Source organism: Polaromonas sp. P1_H6, from assembly GCF_056405195.1.
The window spans coordinates 463207-489890 of record NZ_JBFUCN010000001.1; the positions used below are offsets into that span (position 1 = coordinate 463207).

General features: G+C 65.6%; 25 protein-coding genes and 1 pseudogene. 13 read left to right on the plus strand and 13 right to left on the minus strand.

Annotated features, from left to right (window positions below):
* Positions 1–6: 6 nt before the first annotated feature.
* The 6 genes from soxX to AC1D1F_RS02225 form a co-directional block, all read right to left on the minus strand.
* On the minus strand, positions 7–465 hold the full coding sequence (gene soxX, locus AC1D1F_RS02200) for a sulfur oxidation c-type cytochrome SoxX (RefSeq protein WP_477676898.1): 459 nt from the start codon (positions 463–465) through the stop codon (positions 7–9).
* Complete coding sequence (locus tag AC1D1F_RS02205) at positions 462–2678, minus strand: xanthine dehydrogenase family protein molybdopterin-binding subunit (RefSeq protein WP_477676899.1); 2217 nt, start codon at positions 2676–2678, stop codon at positions 462–464. Before AC1D1F_RS02205 ends, soxX begins: the two co-directional genes overlap by 4 nt.
* Positions 2675–3178: a (2Fe-2S)-binding protein gene (locus tag AC1D1F_RS02210; protein WP_477676900.1), complete on the minus strand. Its 504-nt coding sequence runs from the start codon at positions 3176–3178 to the stop codon at positions 2675–2677. Before AC1D1F_RS02210 ends, AC1D1F_RS02205 begins: the two co-directional genes overlap by 4 nt.
* Before the next feature lie 168 nt (positions 3179–3346).
* Complete coding sequence (locus tag AC1D1F_RS02215; protein ID WP_477696995.1) at positions 3347–4465, minus strand: winged helix DNA-binding domain-containing protein; 1119 nt, start codon at positions 4463–4465, stop codon at positions 3347–3349.
* A gap of 2 nt (positions 4466–4467) precedes the next feature.
* The gene (locus AC1D1F_RS02220; protein ID WP_477696996.1) at positions 4468–5385 is read right to left on the minus strand and encodes a glycosyltransferase family protein; all 918 of its coding nucleotides are present in this window, start codon (positions 5383–5385) and stop codon (positions 4468–4470) included.
* Positions 5386–5468: 83 nt separating this feature from the next.
* The gene (locus tag AC1D1F_RS02225) at positions 5469–5879 is read right to left on the minus strand and encodes a VOC family protein (protein WP_477678851.1); all 411 of its coding nucleotides are present in this window, start codon (positions 5877–5879) and stop codon (positions 5469–5471) included.
* 446 nt (positions 5880–6325) lie between these two features.
* Here AC1D1F_RS02225 and AC1D1F_RS02230 point away from each other — a divergent pair, with 446 nt between their 5' ends.
* Both AC1D1F_RS02230 and AC1D1F_RS02235 read left to right on the plus strand, forming a co-directional pair.
* The gene (locus AC1D1F_RS02230) at positions 6326–8032 is read left to right on the plus strand and encodes a ShlB/FhaC/HecB family hemolysin secretion/activation protein (RefSeq protein WP_477678852.1); all 1707 of its coding nucleotides are present in this window, start codon (positions 6326–6328) and stop codon (positions 8030–8032) included.
* Between the two features lie 62 nt (positions 8033–8094).
* Positions 8095–13065 carry a beta strand repeat-containing protein gene (locus AC1D1F_RS02235; RefSeq protein ID WP_477696997.1) on the plus strand — a complete coding sequence of 1657 codons (4971 nt, stop codon included), beginning with the start codon at positions 8095–8097 and terminating at the stop codon, positions 13063–13065.
* 187 nt (positions 13066–13252) lie between these two features.
* Here AC1D1F_RS02235 and AC1D1F_RS02240 read toward each other — a convergent pair.
* Positions 13253–13801: pseudogene (locus AC1D1F_RS02240) on the minus strand (C40 family peptidase); the annotation flags it as partial.
* A gap of 225 nt (positions 13802–14026) precedes the next feature.
* Between AC1D1F_RS02240 and AC1D1F_RS02245 the strand changes: the two are divergent.
* Positions 14027–15184, plus strand: a complete 1158-nt coding sequence (locus tag AC1D1F_RS02245) for a PQQ-dependent sugar dehydrogenase (RefSeq protein ID WP_477678432.1) — start codon at positions 14027–14029, stop codon at positions 15182–15184.
* Positions 15185–15435: 251 nt separating this feature from the next.
* Here AC1D1F_RS02245 and AC1D1F_RS02250 read toward each other — a convergent pair whose 3' ends face one another.
* From AC1D1F_RS02250 to AC1D1F_RS02260, 3 genes are read right to left on the minus strand one after another with little or no spacing between them, the layout of a single operon-like run.
* Positions 15436–15918 (minus strand): RidA family protein, encoded by a 483-nt coding sequence (locus AC1D1F_RS02250; RefSeq protein ID WP_477697420.1) that lies wholly within the window; start codon positions 15916–15918, stop codon positions 15436–15438.
* A 59-nt stretch (positions 15919–15977) separates the two neighbouring features.
* A complete protein-coding gene (locus tag AC1D1F_RS02255; protein WP_477652153.1) occupies positions 15978–16613 on the minus strand; it encodes a LysE family translocator in 636 nt (211 codons plus the stop codon).
* A gap of 50 nt (positions 16614–16663) precedes the next feature.
* Entirely contained in the window at positions 16664–17032 is a 369-nt protein-coding gene (locus AC1D1F_RS02260; protein WP_477678418.1) for a hypothetical protein, read from the minus strand.
* 194 nt (positions 17033–17226) lie between these two features.
* Between AC1D1F_RS02260 and AC1D1F_RS02265 the strand changes: the two genes are divergently transcribed.
* Positions 17227–18687 (plus strand): aminotransferase-like domain-containing protein, encoded by a 1461-nt coding sequence (locus AC1D1F_RS02265; RefSeq protein WP_477697419.1) that lies wholly within the window; start codon positions 17227–17229, stop codon positions 18685–18687.
* A gap of 4 nt (positions 18688–18691) precedes the next feature.
* Here AC1D1F_RS02265 and AC1D1F_RS02270 read toward each other — a convergent pair whose 3' ends face one another.
* On the minus strand, positions 18692–19342 hold the full coding sequence (locus tag AC1D1F_RS02270) for a LysE family transporter (RefSeq protein ID WP_477697418.1): 651 nt from the start codon (positions 19340–19342) through the stop codon (positions 18692–18694).
* Between the two features lie 105 nt (positions 19343–19447).
* Here AC1D1F_RS02270 and AC1D1F_RS02275 point away from each other — a divergent pair, with 105 nt between their 5' ends.
* Genes AC1D1F_RS02275 through AC1D1F_RS02290 form a run of 4 tightly spaced genes read left to right on the plus strand, consistent with a single transcriptional unit; the run spans position 19448 to position 22295 of the window.
* On the plus strand, positions 19448–20251 hold the full coding sequence (locus AC1D1F_RS02275; protein ID WP_477678415.1) for an MlaE family ABC transporter permease: 804 nt from the start codon (positions 19448–19450) through the stop codon (positions 20249–20251).
* Positions 20252–20273: 22 nt separating this feature from the next.
* Entirely contained in the window at positions 20274–21308 is a 1035-nt protein-coding gene (locus AC1D1F_RS02280) for an MlaD family protein (RefSeq protein ID WP_477697416.1), read from the plus strand.
* Positions 21305–21979 (plus strand): hypothetical protein, encoded by a 675-nt coding sequence (locus tag AC1D1F_RS02285; protein WP_477678413.1) that lies wholly within the window; start codon positions 21305–21307, stop codon positions 21977–21979. The genes AC1D1F_RS02280 and AC1D1F_RS02285 overlap by 4 nt, the downstream gene beginning before the upstream one ends.
* 10 nt (positions 21980–21989) lie before the next feature.
* Positions 21990–22295 (plus strand): hypothetical protein, encoded by a 306-nt coding sequence (locus tag AC1D1F_RS02290; protein ID WP_477700644.1) that lies wholly within the window; start codon positions 21990–21992, stop codon positions 22293–22295.
* A 12-nt stretch (positions 22296–22307) separates the two neighbouring features.
* Here AC1D1F_RS02290 and AC1D1F_RS02295 read toward each other — a convergent pair whose 3' ends face one another.
* Positions 22308–22547, minus strand: a complete 240-nt coding sequence (locus AC1D1F_RS02295) for a hypothetical protein (protein WP_436154316.1) — start codon at positions 22545–22547, stop codon at positions 22308–22310.
* A 147-nt stretch (positions 22548–22694) separates the two neighbouring features.
* On the opposite strand from AC1D1F_RS02295, the gene AC1D1F_RS02300 reads away from it, so the two are divergent.
* Positions 22695–23147: a nuclear transport factor 2 family protein gene (locus tag AC1D1F_RS02300; protein ID WP_477679181.1), complete on the plus strand. Its 453-nt coding sequence runs from the start codon at positions 22695–22697 to the stop codon at positions 23145–23147.
* 23 nt (positions 23148–23170) lie between these two features.
* Positions 23171–23635, plus strand: coding sequence for a MerR family transcriptional regulator (locus AC1D1F_RS02305; RefSeq protein ID WP_477679180.1), 465 nt, complete (start codon positions 23171–23173; stop codon positions 23633–23635).
* On the opposite strand, the gene AC1D1F_RS02310 is transcribed toward AC1D1F_RS02305, so the two are convergent.
* The gene (locus tag AC1D1F_RS02310) at positions 23592–24191 is read right to left on the minus strand and encodes a TetR/AcrR family transcriptional regulator (RefSeq protein WP_477679179.1); all 600 of its coding nucleotides are present in this window, start codon (positions 24189–24191) and stop codon (positions 23592–23594) included. The genes AC1D1F_RS02305 and AC1D1F_RS02310 overlap by 44 nt on opposite strands.
* A 99-nt stretch (positions 24192–24290) precedes the next feature.
* Between AC1D1F_RS02310 and AC1D1F_RS02315 the strand changes: the two genes are divergently transcribed.
* The 3 genes from AC1D1F_RS02315 (at position 24291) to AC1D1F_RS02325 (ending at position 26648) form a co-directional block, all read left to right on the plus strand.
* Positions 24291–24758: a nuclear transport factor 2 family protein gene (locus AC1D1F_RS02315; RefSeq protein WP_477677833.1), complete on the plus strand. Its 468-nt coding sequence runs from the start codon at positions 24291–24293 to the stop codon at positions 24756–24758.
* Between the two features lie 115 nt (positions 24759–24873).
* Positions 24874–25395, plus strand: a complete 522-nt coding sequence (locus AC1D1F_RS02320) for a hypothetical protein (RefSeq protein ID WP_477677832.1) — start codon at positions 24874–24876, stop codon at positions 25393–25395.
* Positions 25392–26648 (plus strand): Hsp70 family protein, encoded by a 1257-nt coding sequence (locus AC1D1F_RS02325; protein ID WP_477677831.1) that lies wholly within the window; start codon positions 25392–25394, stop codon positions 26646–26648. The genes AC1D1F_RS02320 and AC1D1F_RS02325 overlap by 4 nt, the downstream gene beginning before the upstream one ends.
* The last annotated feature ends 36 nt before the right edge of the window (positions 26649–26684 follow it).

Here is a 26684-nt window from a genome sequence, read left to right on the forward strand (position 1 = left end):
TTCCTCTTAGTTGCGTAACGTACGCAAGTAGGCCACCACGTCCTCGATCTGCTGGGCATCCAGGATGGGCTTGCCTTGCCAGGCCGCACCCACGCGCGCCAGGCCTTCACTGCGGTAATAGGCGGGCATGAGGCTGGCCGGGTTCAGGCGCTGCGCGTCGGCGATGCGCAGGCGCAGCTGGCCTTCGTTCCAGCGCGTGCCCGCACCCGCCAGGTCGGGCGCCAGGTTGCCCTGGAAGCGCTCTTCGGGAACCGGCCCGGTGTGGCACAGCAGGCACAGGCCCAACTGGCGGTTGGCGACGATGGCGCGGCCGCGCGCCGGGTCGCCGGGCGTGGCCGTCAGCGCCTGCGGGATGGCATCGCCGACGACCTGCAGCGGCGGCACTGCCGCCACCGCTTGTTGCGCGAAGCTGGTCCAGGGCGCCATCATCATCATCCCGCCGGCGACGGCCCCTTGCCAGTTCATGCCTTCTTGAGGTCGTGGTTCTTCAGCGGCAGGTCGCGTATGCGTTTGCCCGTCGCGGCGAACACGGCATTCAGGACGGCCGGCGCGGCGACCGCGATCGTCGGTTCACCGACGCCGCCCCAGAAGCCGCCCGAAGCCACGATGAGGGTCTCCACCGCCGGCATGTGCTGCATCTGCACGACGGGGTAGGTGCTGAAGTTGTCCTGCTCCATGCGCCCGTCTTTCTGCGTGCATTCGCCGAACAGGGCCGCCGACAGGCCATAGGCGAAAGAGCCTTCGACTTGCGCCTCGATCTGCTGCGGGTTGACGGCATAGCCCGGGTCGGTGGCCGCCACGATGCGGTGCACCTTGAGCACACCGTCCGGGCTCACCGACACCTCGGCGCAGGCCGCCACATAGCTGCCGAAGCCCATGGTCTGGGCCAGGCCGCGGAAGACCTTCTGGCCGCCCACGTCGGGCGGCGGCACGTTCCACTTGACGCGCTCGGCCACGGCGTTGAGGACGGCCAGGTGCTTGGGATGGCTGCCCATGAGTTTGCGCCGCAGGGCCAGTGGGTCCTGCTTGGTGGCAAACGCGATCTCGTCGATGAAGGACTCGAGGTAGATGGTGTTCTGGTTCAGGTTCACACCGCGCCAGAAGCCGGGCGGCACGCTGGGGTTGCGCATCGCATGGTCTATCAGCAGGTTGGGGAAGCTGTAGCCTATGGAGGCTTCAGGCCCCGGCGCATTCAGGCCCTGGAACTGCACCGGGTCCAGCCCGTTGCGGATGTTTTGCGGAAACACGCCGGCCAGGATGGACTGGCCCGAGATGCGCATGTGCAGGGCCGTGACATTGCCCTGCGCGTCCAGCCCGGCCTGCAGCTTGCACTGCGTGACCGGGTGGTAGCGGCCGTGCAGCATGTCTTCCTCGCGCGACCACAGCAGCTTGACCGGCACGCCCGGCATCTGTTTGGCGATGTCGACGGCCTGGCGCACCCAGTCGTGCACCGCGCCGCGCCGCCCGAAGCCGCCGCCCAGGTGGATCTTGTAGACCTCGCATTTGCCGACCGGCAGTCCCGCCGCTTCGGAGGCGGCGGCCAGCGCCGCCTCGCCGTTCTGCGTGGGCGTCCAGACCTCGCAGCGCTCGGGCGTCCAGCGCGCCGTCGCGTTCATGGGCTCCATGGTCGCGTGGTTCTGGTGCGGGTAGGAGTACACCGCCTCGATGCGCCTGGCCGCCGACGCCAGCGCGGCCTTGGCGTCGCCGTTCTGGTTGCCGACGACGGCGTCGTTCGCGTCCAGCCCGGCCTTGAGCATCTGCGCCACACTGGCGCTGGAGTTGGCGGCATTGGGGCCGTTGTCCCATTCGATGGGCAGCGCGTCCAGCGCGGTCTTGGCGCGCCACCAGGTGTCGGCGACGACGGCCACCGCGCTGTCCCCGACGGCCAGCACCTTCTTCACGCCCGGGCGCTTTTCGATGGCGGCGGCGTTGAAGCTCTTGACCTTGCCGCCGAACACCGGGCAGTCCTTGATGGCCGCATTGAGCATGCCGGGCAGCTTGAGGTCGGCACCGTAGACCTGCTTGCCCGTGACCTTGTCCGTGGTGTCCAGGCGCGCCAGGCGCTTGCCCACGAGCTTCCAGTCTTTCGGATCCTTGAGCTTGGGCTCGGCGGGCGGCGCCACCTTGGCCGCCGCAACCGCCACCTTTCCGTAGGTGGTCTTTCGGCCCGATGGCGTGTGGGTGATCACGCTGCTGGCCGCCGTGCATTCAGCCACAGGTACCTTCCATTCGTCAGCCGCTGCCTGCACCAGCATCATGCGGGCGGTGGCGCCGCCCTTGCGCACGTAGTCGTGCGACTCGCGGATGCCGCGGCTGCCGCCGGTGGAGAAATTGCCCCAGGCGCGGTTGCGCGCGAGGTTCTGCCCCGGTGTCGGGTATTCGGTGGTGACTTTCGCCCAGTTGCATTCCAGCTCTTCGGCCACGAGCTGTGCCAGGCCGGTCAGGCTGCCCTGGCCCATTTCAGAGCGGGCGATGCGGATGATGACCGTGTCGTCGGGGCGCACCACGACCCAGGCGTTGATCTCCGGCGAGTCGGCGCCTTGCGCCGCGGCCGTGCCGGCGAACGGAATGTGGAACCCGACGACAAGACCAGCCGATGCGCCCGAGGCCAGGAAGCGGCGGCGCGACAGGCGGGGCGATGCGGAAGCGGATGAGGAGGGCAGGGTGGTGGCGCTCATGTTGTGCTCCCGTCGGTGTGCTGGATGGCGAGTGCCGCGCTTTTGGTGCTGCCGCCCGCGGCAACGACCTTGATGGCGGCACGGATGCGGTTGTAGGTGCCGCAGCGGCAGATGTTGGTCATCGCCTCGTTGATGTCGGCATCCGTCGGGTTCGGCTTGGCCTTGAGCAGCGCCGCGGCCGTCATCACCATGCCGCACTGGCAGTAGCCGCATTGCGGAACGTCCAGCGCCACCCAGGCCTTCTGCACCGGGTGCGAGCCGTCGGGCGACAGGCCTTCGATGGTCACGATTTTTTCGGTGGCGCTCACCGTGGAGACGGGCCGCACGCAGCTTCGTGTAGGCACGCCGTCGATGTGCACGGTGCAGGCACCGCAGGCTGCGATACCGCAGCCGTATTTTGTGCCGGTGAGCCCGAGCTGCTCGCGGAGGACCCACAGCAGCGGTGTGTCGTCCTCCACTTCAAACTCACGCACGGTACCGTTGACGTTCAGCTTTGCCATGGATGCGCTCCTCAATATTTGAAGGAAGGATGGGCCGGAAGACTGGGGCGATAGTAGCGCTGGTGCAAGTCAGATGCACCCGGGACTTCTATACCTGAGTAATGTGCTGACTTGCGATGAAGAAGAAAGTTCGGCCGGGTAAACCCTTGTGATGGCCGACCTTTTGCCTCAGCGAATTTCCGCCAGTGGCAAGCCGATGAAGTCGGCATAGCGCTGGGCCGCGAGCCGCAGCGCGCCGGCGCTGCCGCGCGGCAGCGGCGCGAAGGGTGTGGTGCTGATGTGGAGTGCGCCTTTTTTCGCCTCTGCTTGCCACGTGCCGGCGACACGGCCATCGAGCAGCAACGCCGGGCGGAACAGGCCGTTGCTTGTCATGAGCTTGCCGGCATGCGCGGGGTCGATGATGGCCTTGCGGTCCGTGTAGCCCAGCACGTATTCGTCAAAGCCCGCCAGCAAGTGCAGCGCCGGCTTCCCGGCCGGCTGCGCAGGTCCTGACGCGCGCTTGGACCACCACACGGTGCTGCCCTCAAACAGTGCATGCGTGAGACCGGGCGCGGCCATCTCCAGCGCGGCCCTGGCTTCTCCGGCCGCCAGTCCCGACCAGCCTGTGAAATCGGCCGGCGTGGCGGGGCCGTGGCTGGCGAAGTAGCGCTGCGCTAGTTTCCGGAGGCCGTCCTCGCGAGGCAGTTCAGGCTCCGGCGGCAGCCATTCATCGAGCAGCGTGTAGCGTGCCTGCCTGCCCTGCGGATCGCCCAGGCAGATCAGCCCGGTCTGTGCCGCGCGGTAGAGGATGCGTCCGCCGCGATGACCTTCGGTGTCGATGCGGCGCCGCGCGAGTGCGGCAAAAAGTTCTACGCGCGTGAGTTGCCGGTCGCCCTCCAGGCACTCGCGCAGGGCTGGAAGGATTTTGCGGAAGGCGGCTTCATCGAGATTCACTTCGCGGTAGGCCGCCGCGGTGCGGGTCAGCAAGGCCGGCGCGGCCAGGGCCAGCATCCAGCGCAGGTCGGCCGCCGCCGCCAGGTGCAGTGTGCCGCGCAAGACCCAGCTGCGCACCACCTTGCGCTGTGCCAGCGCTTGCTCGACGGCCGCGTCGCTGATGGCCGCCCCAGCCGCGAAGCGTGAACCGACGGCCCAGCGCGCATGGGCGTATTCCTGTGCCTGCACGGCGCCCAGCCATTGCACGGCTTGCGCTACCCGCTTGAAAGGGGCTGGCTTCGCAGACAGGGCCGGCGCCAGACGGTGGCTGGCCAGCCGCAGCGCGATCAGTTCCTGCCGGGAGATCTCCGCCATGTTCAGGCGATGCTTTCCATCATCGCCAGCATGCGGCCCTGCCATGCCGCCGGCGAAAAACGTTCGCGCAGCAGTGCCTGCGAGGCGCGCACCATGGCCTCGCGCCGCGGCACGTCGGCCAGCAGCTCCGCGCAGGCCCGCGGCAGGTCTTGCAGTTCAGCCATGGCCATGTGCACGCCGGGCTTGATGCCGAAATCTTCCCAGCCTTCAAAGCTGTCGGACACCACGGCCGTGCCGGCCGCCCAGGCCTCGAAGGTGCGGAACTGGTCGAAGTAGCGCAGTTCGGAATCGGCGTGCACATTGAGGTTGATGCGTGCGCCGGCGCGGCAGGCATCGCGCGCCGCGCCCCAGAGGCCGCTCCAGATGAACTCGGCCTGCACCGGGAGGCTTGTGCCGCTCGCGAGGAACAGGCGCTCGGCCTCGCGTCGCCGCGGTGTGTCGCCGCCCAGCATGACGACGTCCCGGCTTCTTGACGTTTCGGGGAGCGGCTCACGCACGTGCTTGTCCGCCACCAGGTAGGGCAGGTGGAAGGTTGTGAGCGCCGGGAAATGCTGCGCGAGGTAGCGCGCGATGGAGGCGTCCATGGCCATCACGGCATGCAGGCCGGGCGCGATGGCATCGAACAGCCCGGCCTTGTAACTGTGCACCGTGGCCGATGCGTCTCGCGTCAGCGGGTCGAACATCCAGAGCACGTGCTTGCCGTGCCGCGGCAGGCCTTGCCTGGCAAAGCGCGGAAGGGCGTAGATGCCGGCGATCAGCAGGTTGATGTCGCTGGGGCCGGCGTCGGGCAGCGGCGCCTCGGTGCTGTTGCCCATGTCGACGAACTCGGCCTCGTGCCCGGCCTGCAGCAGCACGTCCATCCACAGGCGCGCGGCGCGGCCGAACAGGGTGTCGATGTCGGTATAGATGTGGACTCTCAATGCGCTTCCCGGTTTTTTCTTTTGCCTTCGCCGCTTATAGCGCAAATTCGCGGCGCGGCGGGAGCACGAAAAGCGCCGGCCGCTCACCAGGGGTTGTAGCTGCCTATGCTCCAGAGGTGGCCCTCAGGGTCGCGGCAGCTGAAGCCGCGGCCGCCGTAGTCCTCATCCTTGATGTCGATCACGATGGCGGCGCCCGCCGCCTTGGCGCGCGCATACACGGTGTCTGCATCGTGCACGCAGACGTAGGCGCTTTGTGTCTCGACGCCGCCGAGTTCGTCGGGCTGGCGTATCAGCTTGCCCCACTCGGTGGGCACCTTGCCCACCGAGCCCAGCATGACCATGCCGCCGTCCAGCGTGAGCTGGGCATGCGCGATGGAGCCGTCGGGGTTGGGATAGGCCGCCTGTTTTTCAAAACCGAAAGCGCTGCACAGCCAGTCGATGGCGGCGGCCGCGTCGCGGTAGCGCAGGCAGGGAATGATGAGTGAGTTGGACATGGCGGGCTCCCCTCAAGGCCAATCAAGGCAACGCCGATTTTCTACCTGCGGGTCAACAAGCATGCAAGCAAGGGTGAATGCCGTCCAGGCAATTGGGCGCGAGCCCTGGCCCAAAACTTTACACAACTGCCGGCATTTTTTTAGAAGTTTCCGGCCGTGATGTCATGGCCCTGGTGCCTACAAAAATAAGTCGTAGGTAGTAGATATAGGTAATTGGAGGCAGAAAATGCGAGACAAAAGTAAGTGAATGTAAGTCGCAAGAATTAATGCCCAAAAAAATGGGGGAAAACTATTACACGAAGTTCGCCGGAATTAATCACTTTTCCTGGCTTGTATCAAGTTTGACAATTGGTTACTGTGAATTAATTCACGGAATTGGGATGCGGTAGATGCCGTCTGTGATATTGCAGCGGCGCATAAATCTTGATCTTTAGGCAGGATGAACAATGAAGCGTACTGATGGCGTTGGCTTACACGACGTTCTTTCTCATGTCGTTGCGCTGTGTCTGGTCATTCCGGCCGTCGCCTCGGCACAACAAGCCCCTTCGACCATAGACCCGGGCCGGCTTCGCGAACGCTTCGATTTCCAGCCCGAGCCCGCACCCGCGGCACCGCCCACGCAAGTCAGGAGCGACTCCGCCGAGCCCTTGCCGGATTCACTCAAATCCATACGCGTCACGCTCAAGGAAATCCGCATCGAGAGCGCTACAGCGCTGCCGGGCAATGTGCTGCAGGCGCGGGCCGACAGCTATACCGGGCGTGAGATCACGGGCGGCGACATCCTCGAGCTCGCGTCTTCGCTGACCGCTATGTACCGCAACGCGGGCTACATCCTTTCGCTGGTCGTGGTGCCGCCGCAATCGCTCGCGGACGGCACGCTGACCTTGCGTGTCGTCGAGGGCTATATAGACCGCGTGAACGTCCAGGCCGGCCCCGGCGTCAGCGCCTTTGTGCAAGAAGAGCTGAGGCGCATCGGCGAAAAAATCCAGGCCTCCAGGCCCATAGAGGGCCGCGTGCTGGAGCGCTACCTGCTGATCGCCAATGACTTCCCCGGTATCGAACTGCGCAGCGTGCTCGCACCTTCGCAGGCGCCGGGCGCGGCCGACCTCACGCTGGTCGCCAGCATGAAGCGCGTGGAGGGCTTTGCCTCCATCGACAACTACGGCTCCAAATACCTCGGGCCTGACCAGCTGACGCTGAGTGTGGCCGGCAACCAGTTGCTGGGCGTGAACGACCAGTGGCGCTTTGTCGGCGTGGGCAGCGGCAACTCCAAGATGGCGTATGCGCAGCTGTCCTATAGCCAGGTCGTCACAATCGAGGGCCTCAGGCTTTCGGCCGCCGTGTCCCAGGCGCGCACGCAGCCCGGCGACATCCTCACGCCTTTCGAGGTGCGCGGCAATGCGGACACGGTGTCGCTGGGCGCCGCCTACCCCTTGCTGCGCACCCGCAATGAAAGCCTGATAGCGCGCGCAGCCTATGACCATTCCGATGTCCAGACCGAAATACTGGGCACCCGCGTGATCGAGGACCGTATACGCGCGCTGCGCCTGGGCCTGAGCTGGCGCCTGCTGGACCGCACGGACGGGCAGAACGCGCTGGAGCTGGACTTCAGCCAGGGGCTGGGCGGCACCCAGGAGTCCGACCTGCTCAAGAGCCGGGTCGGCGCCAAGGGGGTGTTCAACAAGTTCACGTTCGACTACGAGCGTTCGCAGTTCGTGGGCCCGAATTTTTCGTTCACCGTGGGCGCGGGCGGGCAGTGGGCCAATACGCCGCTGCTGTCTTCCGAGCAGTACGCCTTGGGCGGGCGGCGCTTCGGCCGGGCTTATGAGCCGGCGGAGCTGGTGGGCGAACGCGCGCTGGCCTTTCGCATCGAGCCGCGCTTTGTCGGCGCCGCCACCGGCATGCCGGGGCTCAAGTCCTGGCAGCTGTTCGGCTTCTACGACATCGGCAAGGTCTGGAAGGTTGGCAGTGTCACGCCCGGCACGCCGGACAGCCAGAGCCTGGCTTCCGCCGGCCTGGGGCTGCGCCTTTTCCTTGAAAAAAATGTGGTGGCCGCGATCGAGGCGGCCTGGCCCCTGACGAAATCCATCGCGAGCTACCAGACCGGCGGCAAGAACCCGCGGCTGATGGGTTCGCTGCTGGCACGGTTTTGATGTGTGTTCGCTGAATCGGTCCTGATTGTTCTTTGCCGTCTTTGTTCTCAAGAGGTGATTCCATGCAAGTCAAGTTCCATCCGCAAGGCCTGCGTCCTCCGTCCCGCCGCCGGCCGTCTTTTGCGCTGAAAACGCTTCCCGCGGCAGCGGCGTTGCTGTTCGCGCCGCCCGGCTGGACCGTCGACATCGTCGGTGTGGCGGGCCTGCCGCAAAACGGCACGGTGTTTTCCGGCGCAGCTTCGGGCTCGGTGACCGGCAACCAGATGACCATCACCCAGACCAGCCCCCGGGCCGTGATGGACTGGGGGACCTTCAACATCGACTTCGGCAAGGCGGTGCAGATCACGCAACCCAATGCCGCGTCGGCCATCCTGAACCGCATCACCGGCGACACCAACGCCTCGCAAATCCTGGGCGGCCTGTCGGCTACCGGCACGGTGATGCTGATGAATCCCAACGGCGTGATGTTTGGGCCGAACGCCGTGGTGAACGTGGGCTCGCTGATCGCCACCACGGGCACCATTGACGCGACCTACTTCATGAGCACCGGCGGCGCGCAGATCACGGGCGCCACCGGCAGCATCGTCAACGAGGGTGGCATCACCGCGCGGGGCGCCGGGCTGGTGGCGCTGGTCGCGCCTTCGGTCACCAACCAGGGCAGCATCAGTGCCACCGGCGGCACCATCGCGCTGGCCGGCGCCACGGCCGCCACGGTCTCGCTCAATAACGGTCTCTATGAATTCGCCATCGCCGCCGGCGCGACCGGGAGCAGCGTGTCCAATGCGGCCGGCGCCAGCCTGGACGGCACCACTCTATGGCTGGGTGTCGGCGACGCGGCCAACCTGCTGTCGGGCGTGATCAACCTCGAGGGCGTGCAGCGGGCCAGCAATGCGATTGTCGTGAACGGTAATGCTGTGGTGCTCAAGTCGGCCCTGCAGGCGCCCAGCGTCAGCGGAAACTCCAACCATATTGACGTCTACGGCGGCGCGCGAATCCAGGATGCGGTGAACATCGCCAAAGCCGGCACGACCGGTAACGGGGCGGCCGTGGACGTGCACGCGGGGAGCTATGCCGAACAGGTGACGCTCAACAAGGCCAACCTCACGCTGACCGGCCTGTCGGGCGCGAAGATCGTGGTGCCCGACGCGGCGCAGGTCAACGGCGTCAGCATCAGCGCCAACAACGTGACCGTGACCGGCCTGGAGATCGCCGGTCCGGTCAACCTGCCTTACCTCAACTACGCCTGGGGCTCCAATATCAGCCGCGGCGTCGCCGTCGCCAACGGCGTGACCGGCTTCACCATCGCCAACAACAACATCCACGACGTGCGCAACGGCATCCTGATCGACGGGCGCAACACCGGCAGCGTCACCGGCAACCGCATTGAAAACACCAAGAGCGCCATCTCGGTGCAGTACACCGACGGCAGCAGCATCGCGATGGCCGGCAATAGCCAGGGCCCGACGGGCAACGAATGGGGGCTGAACCTGCACCTGAACGGTTACGTGGACGGCTCAACGATCCGCAGCAACCCGATGGCCGCGAGCCCGACCCTGGCCTGGCAGCAGGCATTGCTGGCCCTGAGCGCCGCCAACGGCGGCTGGTCGGTGCAGGACCAGGGCTACACCTCGTCCAACCGCACACACGTGAACGTGGCCACCACGGGTTCCGGCGGCGCGCAAGGCAGCGCGCTCACGCCGCTGGGCAGCGTCCAGGGCGGCGTGGACGCCGTGGTCATGGGCGGCACGGTCAATGTCGCAGCCGGCACCTACACCGGCGGCGTCAGCATCACCAAAGCGCTGACGCTGGATGGCGCAGGCGCGGGGCAGACGGTGCTGCAGGCCGCCTCGGCGGGCGTCGGTGACGGGGTGACCATCAACAACGCCTCCAACGTCACGGTCTCCGACCTGTCGATCGCCAACTACGGCAACGGCCTGCGCATAGACGGAACTTCCAGCAACGTGACGGTCAATCGGGTCGCCTTCAACAACAACACCTCCGGTATGCGCAACGGCACGACGACCCGGGCCGATAACTTCCGCATGTTGAACAGCAGCATCACCGGCGGACAGATCGGTGTGCAGACCTACAACAACTACCAGATGGTGGGTGGCCACCCGGTCGCTACGGGCTCTTTCAGCAACGCTCTGTTCGAGAACGTCACGGTGGACGGGCCGAGCTTCAAGGGCTTTTACTTTGAAACCGCGAACGACCTGACGCTCAGGAACGTCACTGTCAGCAACGCCGGAAATTACGGCGCGCCCCCCACCTCGTCGCTGCACCGCCAGTTCGGCGCGGGCATAGACATCAACCTCAAGTACGACGCTTTCAATTCGATCAATTTCGACAATGTGGTGGTCAAGAACTCGGGCTATAGCTCGAACGACCCGACAGCCGCGGCGGTGGTCATCAAGACCCGCGGTATCCCCGGTGACAGCAGCTATAGCGCAGCGCCGGCCACCCTGCAAAGCGTGAATATCTCGGGCGGCAGCATCGAAGACTCCAGCCATGCCGGCATACGCTTTGAAACGCTGAGCCGTGGCAACAACAACGGTAATGGCAATGGAAACGGTAACGGCAACAACGGCAATGGAAATGGAAATGGAAACGGAAACGGAAACGGAAACGGTGGACAGACCAGCGTCACCATCACCGGGACGCAGTTCAAGAACAACGGTCAGGACATCGTCGTCGACAACACCTCGGTCGACGCCCGAGGCGCCGTCTTTGTGGGCGCGGCAGACGGTTTCGCCATTGAAGACCGCGTGACCCATGCGCTGGACACCACCGGGCGCGGCCTGGTGACCTGGACGGACGGCAATGTCTACGTCACGCAGGCCAGCGGAAGCATCCAGCGCGGCGTGAATGCCGTGGTCGCCGGCGGCACGGTCAACGTGGGCGGCGGCACCTTTGTGCAGCCTTCCACGCTGGTGGTCGACCGCGGCGTGACCTTGACCGGTTCAGGCCAGGGCGCGACCGTGATCGACGCGCATAACGTCAACGGCTACGGCATCAACGTGACGGCCGACAATGTGTCGCTCAGGGACTTCACGCTTTACGGACCCAGCGCCAACGTGGCATCGTCCTACGGCATCAAGGTGGCGCCCGTGGGCGGGGCATCGGCCCGGCTGCGCAATTTTTCGATCCGCAACGTCACTACCCGCGGCGCGGGCCGGGCCGAGTTGGACCTCAACGGCGTGGACGGCGCGCTCATAGACCATGTCACGGCCAACGGCGCGCCCGTGGGCAACGATGCGGGCAGCACGCAGGGGGCCGGCATCCAGCTAACCGACAGCGCTAACGTGACTGTCAGCAACAGCACCACGCGCAACAACGCCTGGGGCGGCCTGGCGCTTTACCAGGCCAACCGCTTCTACAACCAGCAGGTGAACAACATCACGGTGGCGGGCAATAACACGTTTACCGAGCGCAACCCGGTCTTCATGCAGGACGAGTCGGCCAGCCGCAACTTCGGCGCGCTCAGCATCGCCGGCTTCGACTTCGCGGTGCGCAACGCCAGCACGGCGAGCGACAACAACCAGTACACCTGGCTGCAGGCCTCGCAGCAGAACGCCTACGACTACGCCGTCAACCTGGGCAGCTCGGCCTCCAGCTACGTGCAGGGCTGGAACGGCGCACAGGCCACGCAGGACTTCCACGTCGGCATCGGCAGCCTGCTGGGCGGCGGCACCCAGGCCCTGTCCATCGGCACGGCGATGGGCAACGCTGGCAACGGCGCCAACATCCGCGTGGGCGCCGGCGCCTACGGCGAGAACGTGGTGGTGAACAACCCCTACAACTTCTACTTCAGTGACAGCACCGTGCACAGCCTGGCGCTCAATGCCGGCGCGGGCGGCTCCGGCATCGCCGGCACGGTGACGGCCGACGGCGCGGGCGGCATCGTGTTCAATGCGCCGGTCAGCCTGCTGGGCGACACGACGCTGGCCACCCTGGGCGCCGACATCACCCTCAACGGCGACATCCAGAATGCCGGGGCCACAGCCCGCGCGCTGAGCCTGGTCGCCGGTTCGGGCGCCAGCCGCGGCAATGTGCACATGCTGTCGGGCGGCACCGAGGCCAATGCGCTGGGCCAATTCGAGGTGGTGTCCAACGCCTTCAGCCTGGACAGCACACTGTGGGTCAAGGGCTATGGCATCGACGCGCTGGGCAATGTCGCGCTGAGCAACCACACCCTGCGCGGCCAGGACGCCGGCGCCACCAACACCCTGAACGCCGGCGGCGACGTGAGCGGCTCCACCATCAGCCAGGGCGCCGTCCAGGTCACCAGCGGCGGCGATGTCTCGGCCAACGTCACCGCCAGCGAGGTTGCGGTGGCCGCCGTCGGCGACGTGAGCGGCACCACCACCAGCCAGGGCAATGTGCAGGTCAGCAGCAGCACCGGCAACGTCAGCGGCAGCATCAGCGGCACCAGTGTGGTCGTGCAGGCGCAGGGCGACATCAGCGCCACCACCACCAGCCAGGGCAATGTGACGGTCAGTAGCAGCACCGGCAACGTCAGCGGCAACATCAGCGGCAACAATGTGGTCGTGCAGGCACCGCAGGGCGACGTGAACGTGGTGGTGGTGGCCACGGGCTCCGCCTCACTGGCCGGCGACTCGGTGGTCGCCAATGTCGTGGCGCCCGTGGTGACGGTGGCCGCCGTGGGCGAGGCCCAGCTCTCCGGCTCGTCCTCGCAGGTCACGATGAACGCGGGCAGCGGCAGCGTCAGCGGCAATTTCGGGCAGGTCACCAATTCGGGCGGCGGCCTGGTCAACGTCAACGGCAAACCCCAGGGCAACCAGCAGCTGTCGTCCAACACCGAAAACAACCGCGTGATCCCTTCAGGCAGCAATCTGGTGGAAGGCACCCCGGCCGAGCAGCCCGTGCTTCAGCTGGCCCAGGCTGCCAGCCTGGTGGCGGACACCGAGGTGCGCACGGTCCGCAGTTCACCGTCCGGCGCCGGCGAGGCCATCGACAACGGCCAAGCCGTGGAACTCGACATGTCGCCGAAAAACGAGCGCGAGAAGGACTAAGAGAAGGGGAAAGCCCTGGAAAGAGGGCAAAAAAACCGGCTCAGCGCCGGTATTGTTCCTGCTGCATCACTTGCTGTGCCTGCAGGCTGGCTGCGAGTTGCGGTGCGGCGTTTTGCACGGCCTGGATTTCGGAGGCTGCGGCCGTCGCAGGCTGGGAAACCGGCAGTGCCGACGTGCGCTGGGTTTCCGGCACGGTGTTGCCTTGCGGGGTGACGCGGCGGGCGCCGTCAAAGCGGCGCTGCCAGTAGCTCACGCCCATGCTTTCGACACGCACTTCGGCGCCGGGCTTGGGGGAGTGGATGAATTTGCCGTCGCCGACGTAAATACCGACATGGCTGAAGGCGCGCCGCATGGTGTTGAAAAACACCAGGTCGCCGGGCTGCAGGTCGTTCTTGTCGATGCGCTGGGTGGCCGCGGCCTGTTGTTCGGCGCGGCGCGGCAGCAGCAGGCCGACGCTTTGTTCGTAAATGGCGCGCACAAAACCGCTGCAGTCAAAGCCGGTTTCCACCGTGTTGCCGCCGCGCTTGTAGGGAACCCCCAGGAAACCCATGGCGTTGACCACCAACTCGGAAGCCTTGTTGCTGACGTTCTGGCGAACGTGGTCGATCTTGGTGAGCAGGCCCTTGTCGGCCAGCAATTTGTCCATGTCATCGCCGGAGCTGCCCGGTGCCGCGTGCACGCCCGCCGCCAACAAGGCAGCAGAGGCAATGATGAGGGCAGGGGCAATTTTTCGCATGGCGCCTAGGATACTTGACAGATCTGTCCTACGTCAACCTCAAGTGGCTTCTTGATAAGCTTTACAAACCCTTGATTTGTAACGAGTTTATCTACGGGAAAACCCCTTTTTACGATTCAGGTGCTATGTTTGCATATGAAAAGGACGCATTGCCGGGCTACCTGTTGCCTGCCTCGGGCCCAATCTTGCGGCCGCCGGCTTTCGCGTAACTTTAAGGAGTGAAATATGGCTTACTTCCAAGCGGCATATGGAAAGTCAGCTCTTGTTTTGATAGCAATTTTCCTGGCCGGACTCCCTGCCCGGGCGCAGAGTGTGCGCACTGAAACCGTGGCAACCGGCCTGCAAAACCCCTGGGGCCTGGCTTTTTTGCCCGGCGGCCGTTTCCTGGTGACCGAGCGCCCGGGCCGGCTACGGGTCATCGCCGCTGACGGTAAGCTGGGGCCGCCGGCGGCCGGATTGCCCGGGATCGCCGCCGGCGGGCAGGGTGGGCTGCTCGACGTGGTCACCGACAGCGACTTTGCCCGCAACCGCACGGTCTTTTTCTGCTTTTCCGAGCCCGGGCCTGGGGGCCGCGGCAACAGCACCGCGCTGGCGCGGGCGACCCTGAGCGCCGACGACAGCCGGCTCGAGAACCTCAAGATCATCTTCAGCCAGAAACCCAAGGTGGCCAGCAGCTCGCACTTCGGCTGCCGCATCGTCGAAAGCCGGGCTGCCGGCGGCGCCGTTGACGGCAAGCTTTTCCTGACGCTGGGCGAGCGCTTTTCGCGCAAGGAAGACGCCCAGGCGCTGGACAACCACCACGGCAAGATCGTCCGCATCAACAAGGACGGCACCGTCCCCCAGGACAATCCTTTCGTGGGCAAGGCCGGGGCCCTGCCGGAGATCTGGAGCTACGGCCACCGCAATGCCCAGGGCGCCACGCTGGCGCCCGACGGCACTTTCTGGATGCACGAACACGGCCTGCAAGGCGGCGATGAAATCAACCTTTCCAAGGCCGGCGCCAACTACGGCTGGCCCGTCATCACCTACGGCGAGAACTACGGCGGCGGCAAGATTGGCGAAGGCCTGACCGAAAAAGCCGGCATGCAGCAACCCCTGCATTTTTGGGTGCCGTCGATCGCGCCTTCGGGCATGGCCTTCTTGACGAGCGAACGCTACGGCAAGGCCTGGCAGGGCAATTTGTTCGTTGGGTCGCTCAAGTTCGGCTACCTGGACCGTATCGAACTCTCCGCGCCTTTCGCCGGCAAGGTGGTGCGCGAAAGCAAGCTGCTCACCGAACTCGGTGAGCGCATACGCGACGTGCGCCAGGGCCCGGACGGGCTGCTCTATGTGCTGACCGACAGCAGCAACGGCAAGCTGGTTCGCGTGCTGCCGGGGAGTTGAAGCCTAGGGCCTGTTAACGCTATTTATGCAAGATGCGTTGCGAGTCAAAAAGGCCTTGAGCAAGGCGCAAAACGCAGGCGGGGTAGACCCCGTCAAGGCCTTTTTGATCGCAACCCGAAGGGAATGGGGTGAAAACGGCGCCACTCGGCGTTGCGCTCCTAGCCCAGACGCCCGGTCTGGGCGTCGTCGCGCGCCTTGATTGGCGCCGTTTTCACCCCATTCGCATTTGCATAAATAGCGTTAACAGGCCCTTAGTCCGGCGTAACGGCGGCGATCAGGTCCAGTTCCACCGCGGCATTTTTCGGCAGCTGCGCCACGCCTACGGAGGTGCGCGTATGGGTGCCGGCCGTGCCCAGCACCGTATGCAGCAGTTCCGACGCGGCATCGGCCACCTCGCTTTGCTGGGTGAAGTCGGCCGCGGACTGGGTGTAAACCGTGACGCGCAGGATTTGCGCTATGCGGTCCAGGCTGCCCAGGCTTTGCCGCAGCAGCACCAGCGCGCGCATGGCGCAGACCCTGGCGGCCAACTGGGCCTGGGCCAGCGATACGTCCGAGCCGGCGCGGCCGGTGACCACGACCGTGCTGCCCACACGCGGCACCTGGCCGCTGACGTAGACGGTGTCGCCGTGCCTCAGGGTGGACACGTAATTGCCGCCTATCTTGATCTCGCCTTCGAAGCTGTAGCCGAGGGCGGCTTCCTGGGCGGCAAAACGGGCGTCGCGTGAATCTTCCATGGCGGGGGCTTTCTTGGGGTGGTTATATATATAGAGGGGAGGGCAGAAGTCCAGGGGAATCAGCTGGGGCTTTTGAGCCGCAGCAGGCTTAAGCCCAGCAGGCCGAAGGCGCCGCCGCAGATGCGGTTGAACACCCGGGCCCGGCGCGGCGTGCCGAACCAGCGGTGCGTGTGGCGCGCCAGCAGCACGTAAGCCATGTGCGAGACCAGTACGCAGGCGGCGAACGCGCTGGTCAGCGCCAGGAACTGCGGCAGCACCGGGGCTTCGGGGTGGATGAACTGGGGAAATAGCGCGGTGAAAAACAGGATGCTTTTCGGGTTGGTCAGCGCCACCAGCAGGCCCTGGCGGAACAGCGCGGCATTGCTTTTTCCCGGCAGCGATTGTTCCGGCAAGGGCGCGTCGAACATCGAAGTCTTGCTGGTCCATTGGCGCCAGCCTAGGTAAACCAGGTAAACCGCGCCCACAGTTTTCAGGACCGCGAACAGCCAGGCCGAGGTGTGCAGCAAAGTGCCCAGGCCGGCCATGGCCGCGGCCGACACCGAAAACACGCCCAGCACATTGCCGGAGGAGCTCCACAGCGTTTTGCGCGGCCCCCAGGCCACGGCATTGGAAACCGCCAGCAAAATGCCCGGCCCGGGGCTGAGCGCGGTCACAAGCGAAATGGTGATGAACAAAAGCCAGGCGGAAGTGGTCATGGGTGTGGGTGAAAGGGGTGGGAATGAAGATCGAATTTACCGTGCCGGCTTTAAACCGGCTTGGCGCTGCGGTATCGGCCGCGCGCGGCCTGTGTGATTCCTGAGAGGCGGATGAACCATTTTTTGCCCGCCGCCGCCAGCCTTTCCAGCCGCGATGCACGGATGGGCTGGCATACAAGGCAGGCCGCTCCGCCATGCTGGGCGGTTACCGTGACCCAGCCATCCTGGACGAGGATGTGCGACTGTCCGGATTCCAGCGCCGTGGCGCTGCAAAACACCTGTTCGCCCAGCCAGCGCGGCGCGCCCGTCACCAGCAACGTGCCCGAGGTGCTGATCAGCGCGCTGCCGGCCTTGCTGTGGAAGAACAGGGATTCACCGGCGTCGAGTTCAAGGCGGCGGGAGGCGTAAGGGTCTTGCATGGCGGCTCCATTTAGGGCTTTGCGTGGACAAGGGGAGGACATGGCTGCAAGATTAAGGAAAGCGCCGGATTCCCGACAGATGCACACAAGGCCTTTCTGTATCGGTACAGAAGACTTTTTCTTCATCTGTTATGGTCTGATTTCGCCCCATCTGTGGCTGTGTCGCCGCAGCCCCTTCACGGATCATTCAAGCCATGGACGTGTTACCCCTGACGCAACAACCCCTCTACCTGCGGCTTTCCAGCCACTACCGGCAGGCCATCCAGTCCGGCGTGCTGATGCCCGGCGAACGCATGCCCTCCGTCAGGGCGCTGACACGGCTGCACCAGGTCAGCCTCTCCACTGCCGTTGAGGCCTGCCATACGCTGGAGGATGAAGGCCTGCTGGAGGCGCGGCCGCGGTCCGGCTACTTTGTGCTCAAGCGGCGGCGCACCGACCTGCAGCCGCCCAGCGAGCCAGAGTTGGGCCGCAAGCTGGACCCGGCCCAGTACGTCGGCATCCATGACCGCGTCTCGGACTTTGTCGCCAAGTGCGACTTCTACCCGCTGGTCACCAACCTCGCGGGGACGTACGGCTCGCCCGATATGTACCCCGCCGAGGCGCTCAAGAACGCCGCCACGCGGACCCTGCGCAAGCATCCCTTCCTGCTGGTGAGCGCGCCTGATTTTCTGCACGATTCACCGCTCAATGCGGTGCTGGCCAAACGCGCGCTGGAAGCCGGCATGCAGCTGTCGCCCGAGGACATCCTGGTGACCCACGGCTGCATAGAGGCGCTCAACATCGCCTTACGCGCGGTGGCGCAGCCCGGCGATACCGTCGCGGTGGAGTCTCCCACTTACCACGGCCTGCTGCAGATTCTCGAAAGCCTGGGCCTGCGCGCGCTGGAGATTCCCACCAGCCCGCAGCAAGGCATTTCCGTCGAGGCGCTGGACTTGGCCCTGCGCACCCACGACCGCATACGCGCCGTGGTGGTCATGCCGAATTTCCACAACCCGCTGGGCAGCGTCATGCCCGACACCGAAAAAGAAAAGCTGGTGCGGCTGTGCGAGCGCCAGCAGATCGCGCTGATTGAAGACGATACCTATGGCACGCTGGGTCCCGATGACGTTCCGCTGAAGGCCGCCAAGGCCTGGGACCGCGATGGTTCGGTGATTTACTGCGCCTCGCTGCGCAAGACGCTGGCGCCCGGCCTGCGCCTGGGCTGGGTCGCCGGCGGCCGCTGGCAGGCCCGCATCCAGATGATCAAGTACGCGCAAAGCCGCGCCAACGAAACCCTGGCCCAGTACACCGTGGCCGAGTTCATGGCCTCCAGCGCTTATGACCGCCACATGGCCAGGCTGCGCCGCATGCTCAACGCGCAGCGCGAGCAGATGGCCGAAGCCATCGCGGCTCATTTCCCGCCCGGCACACGCTTGTCGGTGCCCCGGGGCAGCATGATGCTGTGGGTGGAACTGCCGGCCGGCACCTCGGCGCAGGCCGTCTTCGACACCGCCATACGCCAGGGCATACGCGTTGCGCCGGGCTCCATGTTTTCCAACTCGAATCGCTTCGACAATTTTCTGCGCATCAGCTGCGGTGCGCCGTTTTCCGGCCAGGCCGACGAGGCGCTGCGCACGCTGGCCGCGATTGTCTCGGCCCAGGTGGCGAAAGCTTGAGAGGCTAGTGCGCCGCCGCGTGGCTGCGCTTGACGAAGAACAGGCCCGCGCCCACCGCCATCAGCATGCCGCCGAAGACGCGGTTCTGCAGCCGTACCGCGCGTGCATTCTTGAAAAAGGTTTGCAAGCGGCTGGCCGCGAAGGCATAGCCGTGCATCACCACGGTGTCCACCGCTACCGTGGTCACGGCCATCACCAGCAACTGCGGCCAGAGCGGCCGGCTGGGGCTGATGAATTGCGGCAGCACCGCCACCATGAACAGAATGCCCTTGGGGTTGGTCACGTTGGTCAGCAGCCCGGTGAAAAAGCGCCGCCTGGCCGAGAGGCCGTTCCCGTCGGCCGCCGCGGCCCCGCCATCCGGCGCAATGCCGTTTGATGAACGCCACTGCGACCAGCCGATGTAGATCAGGTAGGCCGCGCCCAGGATTTTGACGACGCTGAAAGCCAGCTCCGAGGCCACCAGCAGCGAACCCACGCCCGCACCCGCCACCAGCAGGATGACAACCAGCCCGATCTGCAAACCGGCAATCGTCGCGCGCGTGCGCCGCATGCCAAAACTCAGGCCGTGGCTCATGGCCAGCACCGCGCCCGAACCCGGGGACAAGGCAATCAGGATGGAGGCGAGGAAGTAGGCGGTCCAGGTGTCGAGGGCCATGGAGTATTTGCGACCAGGGAGGTCGGAAGAAGGGGAGGGGGAGGGGAGGGCAAAACGCCTGCCATCCTACATGGAACCGGCAAGGCCCGCGGGTATCATGCCCGGATGGCATCCAAGGCACACGGACAGGATCGACTCACGCAAACCGGCCGTGCCGCGCAGCAGTGGGTGATCGAGTGGTGGCGGCTGGTGCACCTGGGGGCGATCATCCTGGTGCTGACGCTGTCGCCCTCAAGCTACAGCCCGCAAAGCCGCGCGATTCTGGCGCGCCACATCTATATCAACACCGCGCCGATTCTTTTGTGGTTTACCGTGCTGTGCGCGCTGGTGACGGTGGTGCTGACGCGCATCGTGCTGGTGACGGCGCTCAGCTACGGGCTGTCGCAGTATGCCCTGCAGGTGGTGATTCGGGTGCTGGTGCTGGAGCTGATCCCGCTGACGGCGGCGCTGTTCGTGGCGCTACGCTGCACGATTCCCGACGGCGCCGAACTGACGGCCATGCAGGCCAGCGGCGAGCTCGACGAAATGCGGCGCAAGGGCATAGAGCCGGTGCGGCGCGAGGTGCTGCCGCGCGTGGTGGCGGGCATGTTCTCGGGCATCACGCTGGCCGCGCTCAGCTGTGTGGTGGCGCTGGTGGTGGCCTACATCGCGACCTACGGTTTCACGCTTTCGGGCCTGGCGTCTTACACCCGGCTCTTCGGCCAGGTGTTCAGCCCGGCGGTCACGCTGATCTTTGTGCTCAAGACCCTGTTTTTCTGCCTGGCCGTGTCGCTGATTCCGATGGCTTCGGCGCTGTACGGCATGTCCGAAGCCAGCGTGCGCACCAGCGCCGAGATGCGCGGGCTGGTGCGCATGTTCGCCGTGATTTTGCTGATCGAAGTGGCGTCGCTGGTCGGCAATTACTATTGACTCAACAAAAAAAGTACATCCCATGAGTTCATCCCACGACACCCCCAACCCATCACCGCCGCCGCCCGGCCGGCCGGACCCGCTGCAGCCCTCGCGCGAGACGGAGTCCTCGCCGGCGGAAATCGCCGGCCTGGAGTTCAAGGCCAGGCTGCTGCTGCTCTTCATGCTGCTGCTGGTGTGCGGTTCGGCGCTGTATGTGATGTATGCGCGCGGCGCGTTTGAATCGACCCAGCGCCTGGTGCTGATCGCCGACGATTCGGACGGCGTGGTGGTCGGCATGGACCTGACCTTCTCGGGCTTCCCGATCGGCCGGGTCAACCGCGTCGAGCTGGCGCCCGACGGCAAGGCCCGCATTTTGGTCGATGTGGCGGCCAAGGACGCCCACTGGTTGCGCACCAGCAGCGTGTTCACGCTGGTGCGCGGGCTGGTCGGCGGCACAGGCCTGCGCGCCTACACCGGGCTGCTGAACGACCCGCCGCTGCCCGCAGGCGCGGAGCGTACCGTGCTGCTGGGCGATGCCGCCGCCGAGGTCCCCAAGGTGGTCGCCGCGGCCAAGGAACTGATCGAAAACCTCAACACCCTGACCGGCGAGGGCGGCGCGGTGGGCGCCAGCCTGGCCAACGTTAAAACCCTGACAGAGCGCCTCAACGGCCCGGGCGGCGCGCTCACGGTGCTGCTGGGCAGCGAAGCCGAAGCGAAGAAGTTCGCCGCCACGCTGGATCGCACGAATTCCCTGCTTGCCAAGCTGGACGGCCTGGCCGCCAAGACCGACACCCAGGTCTTCGGCGACAAGGGCCTGATGCCGGAAACCCGCGCCACCGTGGTGCAGCTCAACACCATGCTTGGCGAGGCCCGCACCAGCCTCAAGAAGGTCGATGCGCTGCTGCAGGACGCCCAGGCCGTGACCCGCAACGCCAAGGTCGCCACCGATGACCTGGGCGCGCTGCGCGCCGACGTGGAGGCCAGCCTGCGCAAGGTGGAAGGCCTGATCAACGAGATCAGCCGCAAATGGCCTTTCGCCAAGGATGCGAGCGAGGCGGAGATGAAACTGCCATGAACACCACCGCCACAAAACTTGCCATGTTGCTGGCTGCCGCCGGGCTGCTGGCCGCCTGTTCCAGCGGCCCGCGCGCGCCGGACTGGCAGCTCGAAGCCAAAGGCTCCATGGACAGATCCGTCGCAGCCTACATGGAAGGCAACAGCCGCGTCGAGATGGCCGAGCTGGAGCGCGCGCGCGGCCAGCTCACGCGCTCGGGCCGCGCCGACCTGCTGGCCACGGCCGAACTGCTGCATTGCGCGACACGCATCGCCAGCCTGGTATTGGACGAGCCCTGCACCGGTTTTGAAAAACTGCGTACCGATGCCACCGAAGCCCAGCGGGCCTATGCCGATTACCTCAAGGGCGGGGTCCGGTCGCAGGGGATTGCCTTGCTGCCTGAATCGCAACGCGCGGCTGCGGCCGGCAATGCGGGCGCACTGGCGGGCATCACCGACCCGCTGTCGAAGCTGGTGGCGGCCGGCGTGCTGCTGCAAACCGGCAAGGCCGACCCGGCCGTGATCAGCCAGGCGATCGACACCGCCTCGGCCCAGGGCTGGCGGCGCCCGCTGCTGGCCTGGCTGGGCGTGGAGCTGCGCCGGGTGGAGCAGGGCGGCAACACCACCGAAGCCGATCGCCTGCGCCGCCGCATCGAATTGACGCAGAACATGCCGGCACCTGCGAAGCCATGAAGGGAATCCTGTGAGTTACCGGCTCAGGCTCTACGCCTATGAAGACGCGTCCGAGGGAGAGCTGCAGGCGGCCGAGCAGCGCTTCAGGACGGCGCTGGAGGCCGCGCTGGGCCATGAAAGCCTGGTGCTGCCGGTGTACACCGCATACATGCGGCTGGTTTCGACCTACGGCGAATCACCTGCGGAAGATGTGCTGTCAGCCGACGAGCTGGAGGTTTTCAGCCAATGGCAGGTGGCGGAGCTGGCGGCCGTGACGGCAGCCTTGGGGCCGAATCGTTATATGGGCGATGCCCAGTTCGAGATTCGTCCGGCCTAGCGGGAAGTCTTCTCAGGGCGAGCGGCTGAGCCGCGGCGAGGCCAGCGCCTGCAACTGGTCGGAAATCGCGGTGTCGACAGCAGCGAGCTGTTTCAGAAGCTGCGCTTTTTCGAGCGCGGCATGCAGTTGCCGCAAATCCTTGCTGCTGGTGGTGGCCTTGATCTGGGCCAATGCCGCCGAGGTGTTGCCGGTTTTGAGTACGGCCAGCATCTTTGTCACCCATTCGCTGGCGGCGGGTCGTTTCTGGTTCATGGGGCATTGTAGGGTTGCCCTGCAAAACAACAACGCTGCCATGGCCGGGCTTGACCTTGAGTGCACTCAAGGTTTTCCAATTCCTTCAAGCCCTCGCAAATTGCCGGGCCCCACACCCGGTGTGACGGGCATTCAAGGAGCTTCCTCATGAACACAGCATCCACTACGAACACCACCGACGCCAACAGGCAGCACATCCGCCAGGTCATGGCGGAACTGGACAAAGGCAATGGAACGGCTTTTGTCGACGCCATGGCCGATGATTTTTCATGGACCATCCCGGGCGATACACCGTGGTCGCGCACCTACAGCGGCAAGCAGGTGGTCATCAACGAACTGCTGCGGCCCCTGTACGCCCAGTTCGCCACGCCTTACATCAGCACCACGCGCCGCGTGATGGCCGACGGTGACATGGTCATCATCGAATTCGAAGGGCGGGTCACGACCAAGGCCGGCAAGGCCTACAACAACCGTTATTGCTATGTCTGCCGCATGGAGGACGGGAAGATGAAGGACTTGATGGAGTACCTCGACACCGCGCTGGTGAATTCGGCACTGGAAGCGCCTTCCTCGTCATCGTCCGCCGCGCTTGCCGCCTGAGCCCTGGTTTTATACAGTCAGGCATGGCTGAAAACTTCCTGATCGGGCAACTTGCCGCGCGCACCGGGCGCAGCGTGCACACCATACGCTGGTACGAGGCCCAGGGCCTGATTCCCGGTGTGGCACGCGACGCCGGGCGCCGCCGCGTCTACGGCGAGCTGCACATCAGCTGGCTGGACCTGATGGACAGGCTGCGGCGCACCGGCATGTCGATCGCCGAAATGCGTGAATACACGGCACTGGTCAAGCAGGGCAGCGGCACCCTCAGCAAACGGCAGGCGCTGCTGTCGGCGCACCGCGAGCAGGTCAAGGGCATGATTGCCGAATGGCAGCTCGCGCTCAGGCTGCTGGACAAAAAAATCGACTTCTACGACGAGTGGGTGGCCTCGGGCAAACGGCCGGCGGTGAAGGTGGCGAAAATTGCCGGGCCTGCGGTGCCGGCGCTCAAGTCCCGGCCCAAGGCAAAGCCGCGGTCCGTGACGGCTTAGTCGGCCGAGCGTCCAGCGCATCCAGCAGCAGGCGCAGGCCCGCCAGCGCCGATTCAGCGCTTTCCATCTGCGCCCGCACGATGGCGCCGTCCACGGCCAGCGCCGCCGCGCCGGCAAGGGCTTGCTGGCCCGGCCTGGCGGGCAACAGGCCGGCAATCACCTGCCGCATATCGTTTTTATGGTTTTGCACGATCGGCGCCACGCCGGGCAGGGCGCCGGCTTCGGCCATGGCGTTGATGAAGGCGCAGCCGCGAAACAGCGGGTCGGCAAACCATTCGGCCAGCGTGGGCAGCAGCGGCGCCAGGCCGCCGCCCGCCGTGGCGCCGTGCCGCCCCAGGGCATCGACAAACCAGGCCATCCAGCGTTCGTGGCGGTAATCCAGGAAGGTACGTATCAGCTCGTCCTTGCTGGGAAAGCAGCGGTAGAAGGTGAGCTTGGCCACGCCCGACTCGGCAATGATGCGGTCTATGCCGGTGGCGCGCAGGCCGTCTCGGTAGAACAGGTCGTGCGCGGTGAGCAGGATGCGGTCGCGCGGGGAGGGGGTGGAGACGTCCATGGCGCGATTGTAGACAAGTCTGTCTACCTGTGCCAGAATCGCAGCGAGTAGACAGGTCTGTCTACCATCTTTCACCCACCTCACCCAAAGGACCCCACCATGGAAACCCGGCCGCCGCTCCCACCCTTTACCTACGACACCGCGGTACAGAAAGTCCGCGCCGCCGAAGACGGCTGGAACACGCGCGACCCGCAGCGCGTATCGCTGGCCTACACGGCGCAAAGCCGCTGGCGCAACCGCGCCGAGTTCGTCACCGGCCGCGAGGAAATCGTGGGCCTGCTGTCGCGCAAATGGGCGCGTGAGCTCGACTACCGGCTCATCAAGGAGCTATGGGCCTTTGGCGGCAACCGTATCGCCGTGCGCTTTGCCTACGAGTGGCATGACGATGCCGGCAACTGGTTCCGTTCCTACGGCAATGAAAACTGGGAGTTCGACGAGAACGGCCTGATGGCGGTGCGCCACGCCAGCATCAACGACCTGCCGATCAAGGAAGCGGACCGCAAGTTTTTCTGGCCGCTGGGCCGTCGGCCGGACGACCACCCAAGCCTGAGCGACCTCGGGTTGTGACGGGATTCAGGTCGGGCTGTAGAATCCACGTCCCCCTGCGCACCGCTGAAGGCGCTGCGTGACCTGAATTTCCCCCCGGCCCCTTGCCGGGGCGCCCCACCCGAGTGACCGCGTTTTGACTGACTCCCACACACCCGCTGCCGGCCTGGCCGATGAATCCCCCAATGACACCCCGCCCATCCAGGAGCCGCGGCTTTGGCGCGGCGATGGCTGGACGGCCAAGGTCATCAAGAATGAAGACGATGACGGCTGGGCCGTCGCGATGATCAAGGACGGCGAGCCCGAGCCCGCGCTGGTCGGCCCCTGGACCATGGGCCGCGACAAGAAAAATCCCAAGCCGCTGGATGGGCCGGCCTTCAGCACCCTGGTCAAGACGGCTTCGGAATTCGTGCGCAGGCATGAGCAGCAGCTGCACGCCACGCTGCACCAGAGCATCACCGTGACCGCCAACGCGGCGCGCCTGACCGTCTCGCTGGACATCGTTCCCGATGAGGACAACCCGCACGGCCTGCTCAGCGCCGCCGACGAAACCGGCGAGCAGCTGGCGCAGGTGCGCGTGGCGCCGTCCTTCAAGCTCAACCGCGCCAGCGCCGTGGCCTGGGCCGAAAACGGCTTCGCCAAGCCGGCCGGGCGGTGAGCGGCCTGCAAGCCTGCGGGATCGACTTCGGCACCTCCAACTCCACGGCGGGCTGGAGCCGGCCCGGGCTCCCCGCGCTGCTGCCGCTGGAAGGCGGCAAGCCCACGCTGCCTTCGGTGGTGTTTTTCCATGCGGAAGACGAGCATGTGAGTTACGGCCGCGCAGCGTTGGCCGACTATCTGGCAGGCTACGAAGGGCGGCTGATGCGCTCGCTCAAAAGCCTGTTGGGCACGGCCATGATCGACGACCACACCGAGGTCGCCGGCCGCGCGTTGCCGTTTCGCGTGCTGCTGGCACAGTTCATCGGTGAGCTCAAACACCGCGCCGAAAAAGCCGCGGACCAGTCCTTCAGCCGCGCGGTGTTGGGCCGCCCGGTGTTTTTTGTGGATGACGACGCCAAGGCCGACAAGAAAGCCGAAAACACCCTGGCCGAGATCGCCCATGCGGTCGGTCTGAAAGACATCGCCTTCCAGTACGAGCCTATCGCGGCGGCCTTCGATTACGAGTCGCAGATCAGGCGCGAAGAGCTGGTACTGGTGGTGGACATAGGCGGCGGCACGTCCGACTTCGCGCTGGTGCGCCTGTCGCCCGAGCGCGCGAAAAAAGCCGAGCGGCGGGACGACATCCTGGCCAGCGGCGGCGTGCACATAGGCGGCACCGACTTCGACAAATACTTGAGTCTGGCCAGCGTGATGCCCACACTGGGGCTGGGCAGCCGGCTGGCGAGCGGGCTGGAGGTGCCCTCGGCCCAGTACTTCAACCTGGCGACCTGGCACACCATCAACCAGGTCTACAGCAAAAAATCCTGGACGCAGATCAGTGACATACGGCGTGGCGCGGTCGACAAGGACAAGCTGGACCGCCTGCAGAACCTGGTGCGCGAGCGCGCCGGCCACTGGCTGGCCATGCAGGTGGAAGCGGCCAAGATCGCGCTGTCCGATGCGCCCGAAGCCATCATGGATTTGGGACGCATCGCTCCGGGCGAGACACTTACTTTGCACCGTGCCGATTTCGATAGCGCCATCGGCGAGCTGGTGGACACGGTGTCGCGCACCGTCGTGGCGCTGCTCAAGGATGCCGGCGTCAACGGGGACGACATCGACACGGTGTTCTTCACCGGTGGCTCCAGCGGCGTTCCCCTGCTGCGCGAGCAGATCTCCGCGTTGCTGCCCCAGGCGCGCAGCGTGGAAGGCGACCGGTTTGGCAGCATTGGCGCCGGATTGGCGCTGGATGCGGTGCGCAAGTTCGCTTAGCCAGCTGGTTTTTGCGGCTTCGGCCTACAGCCGCGC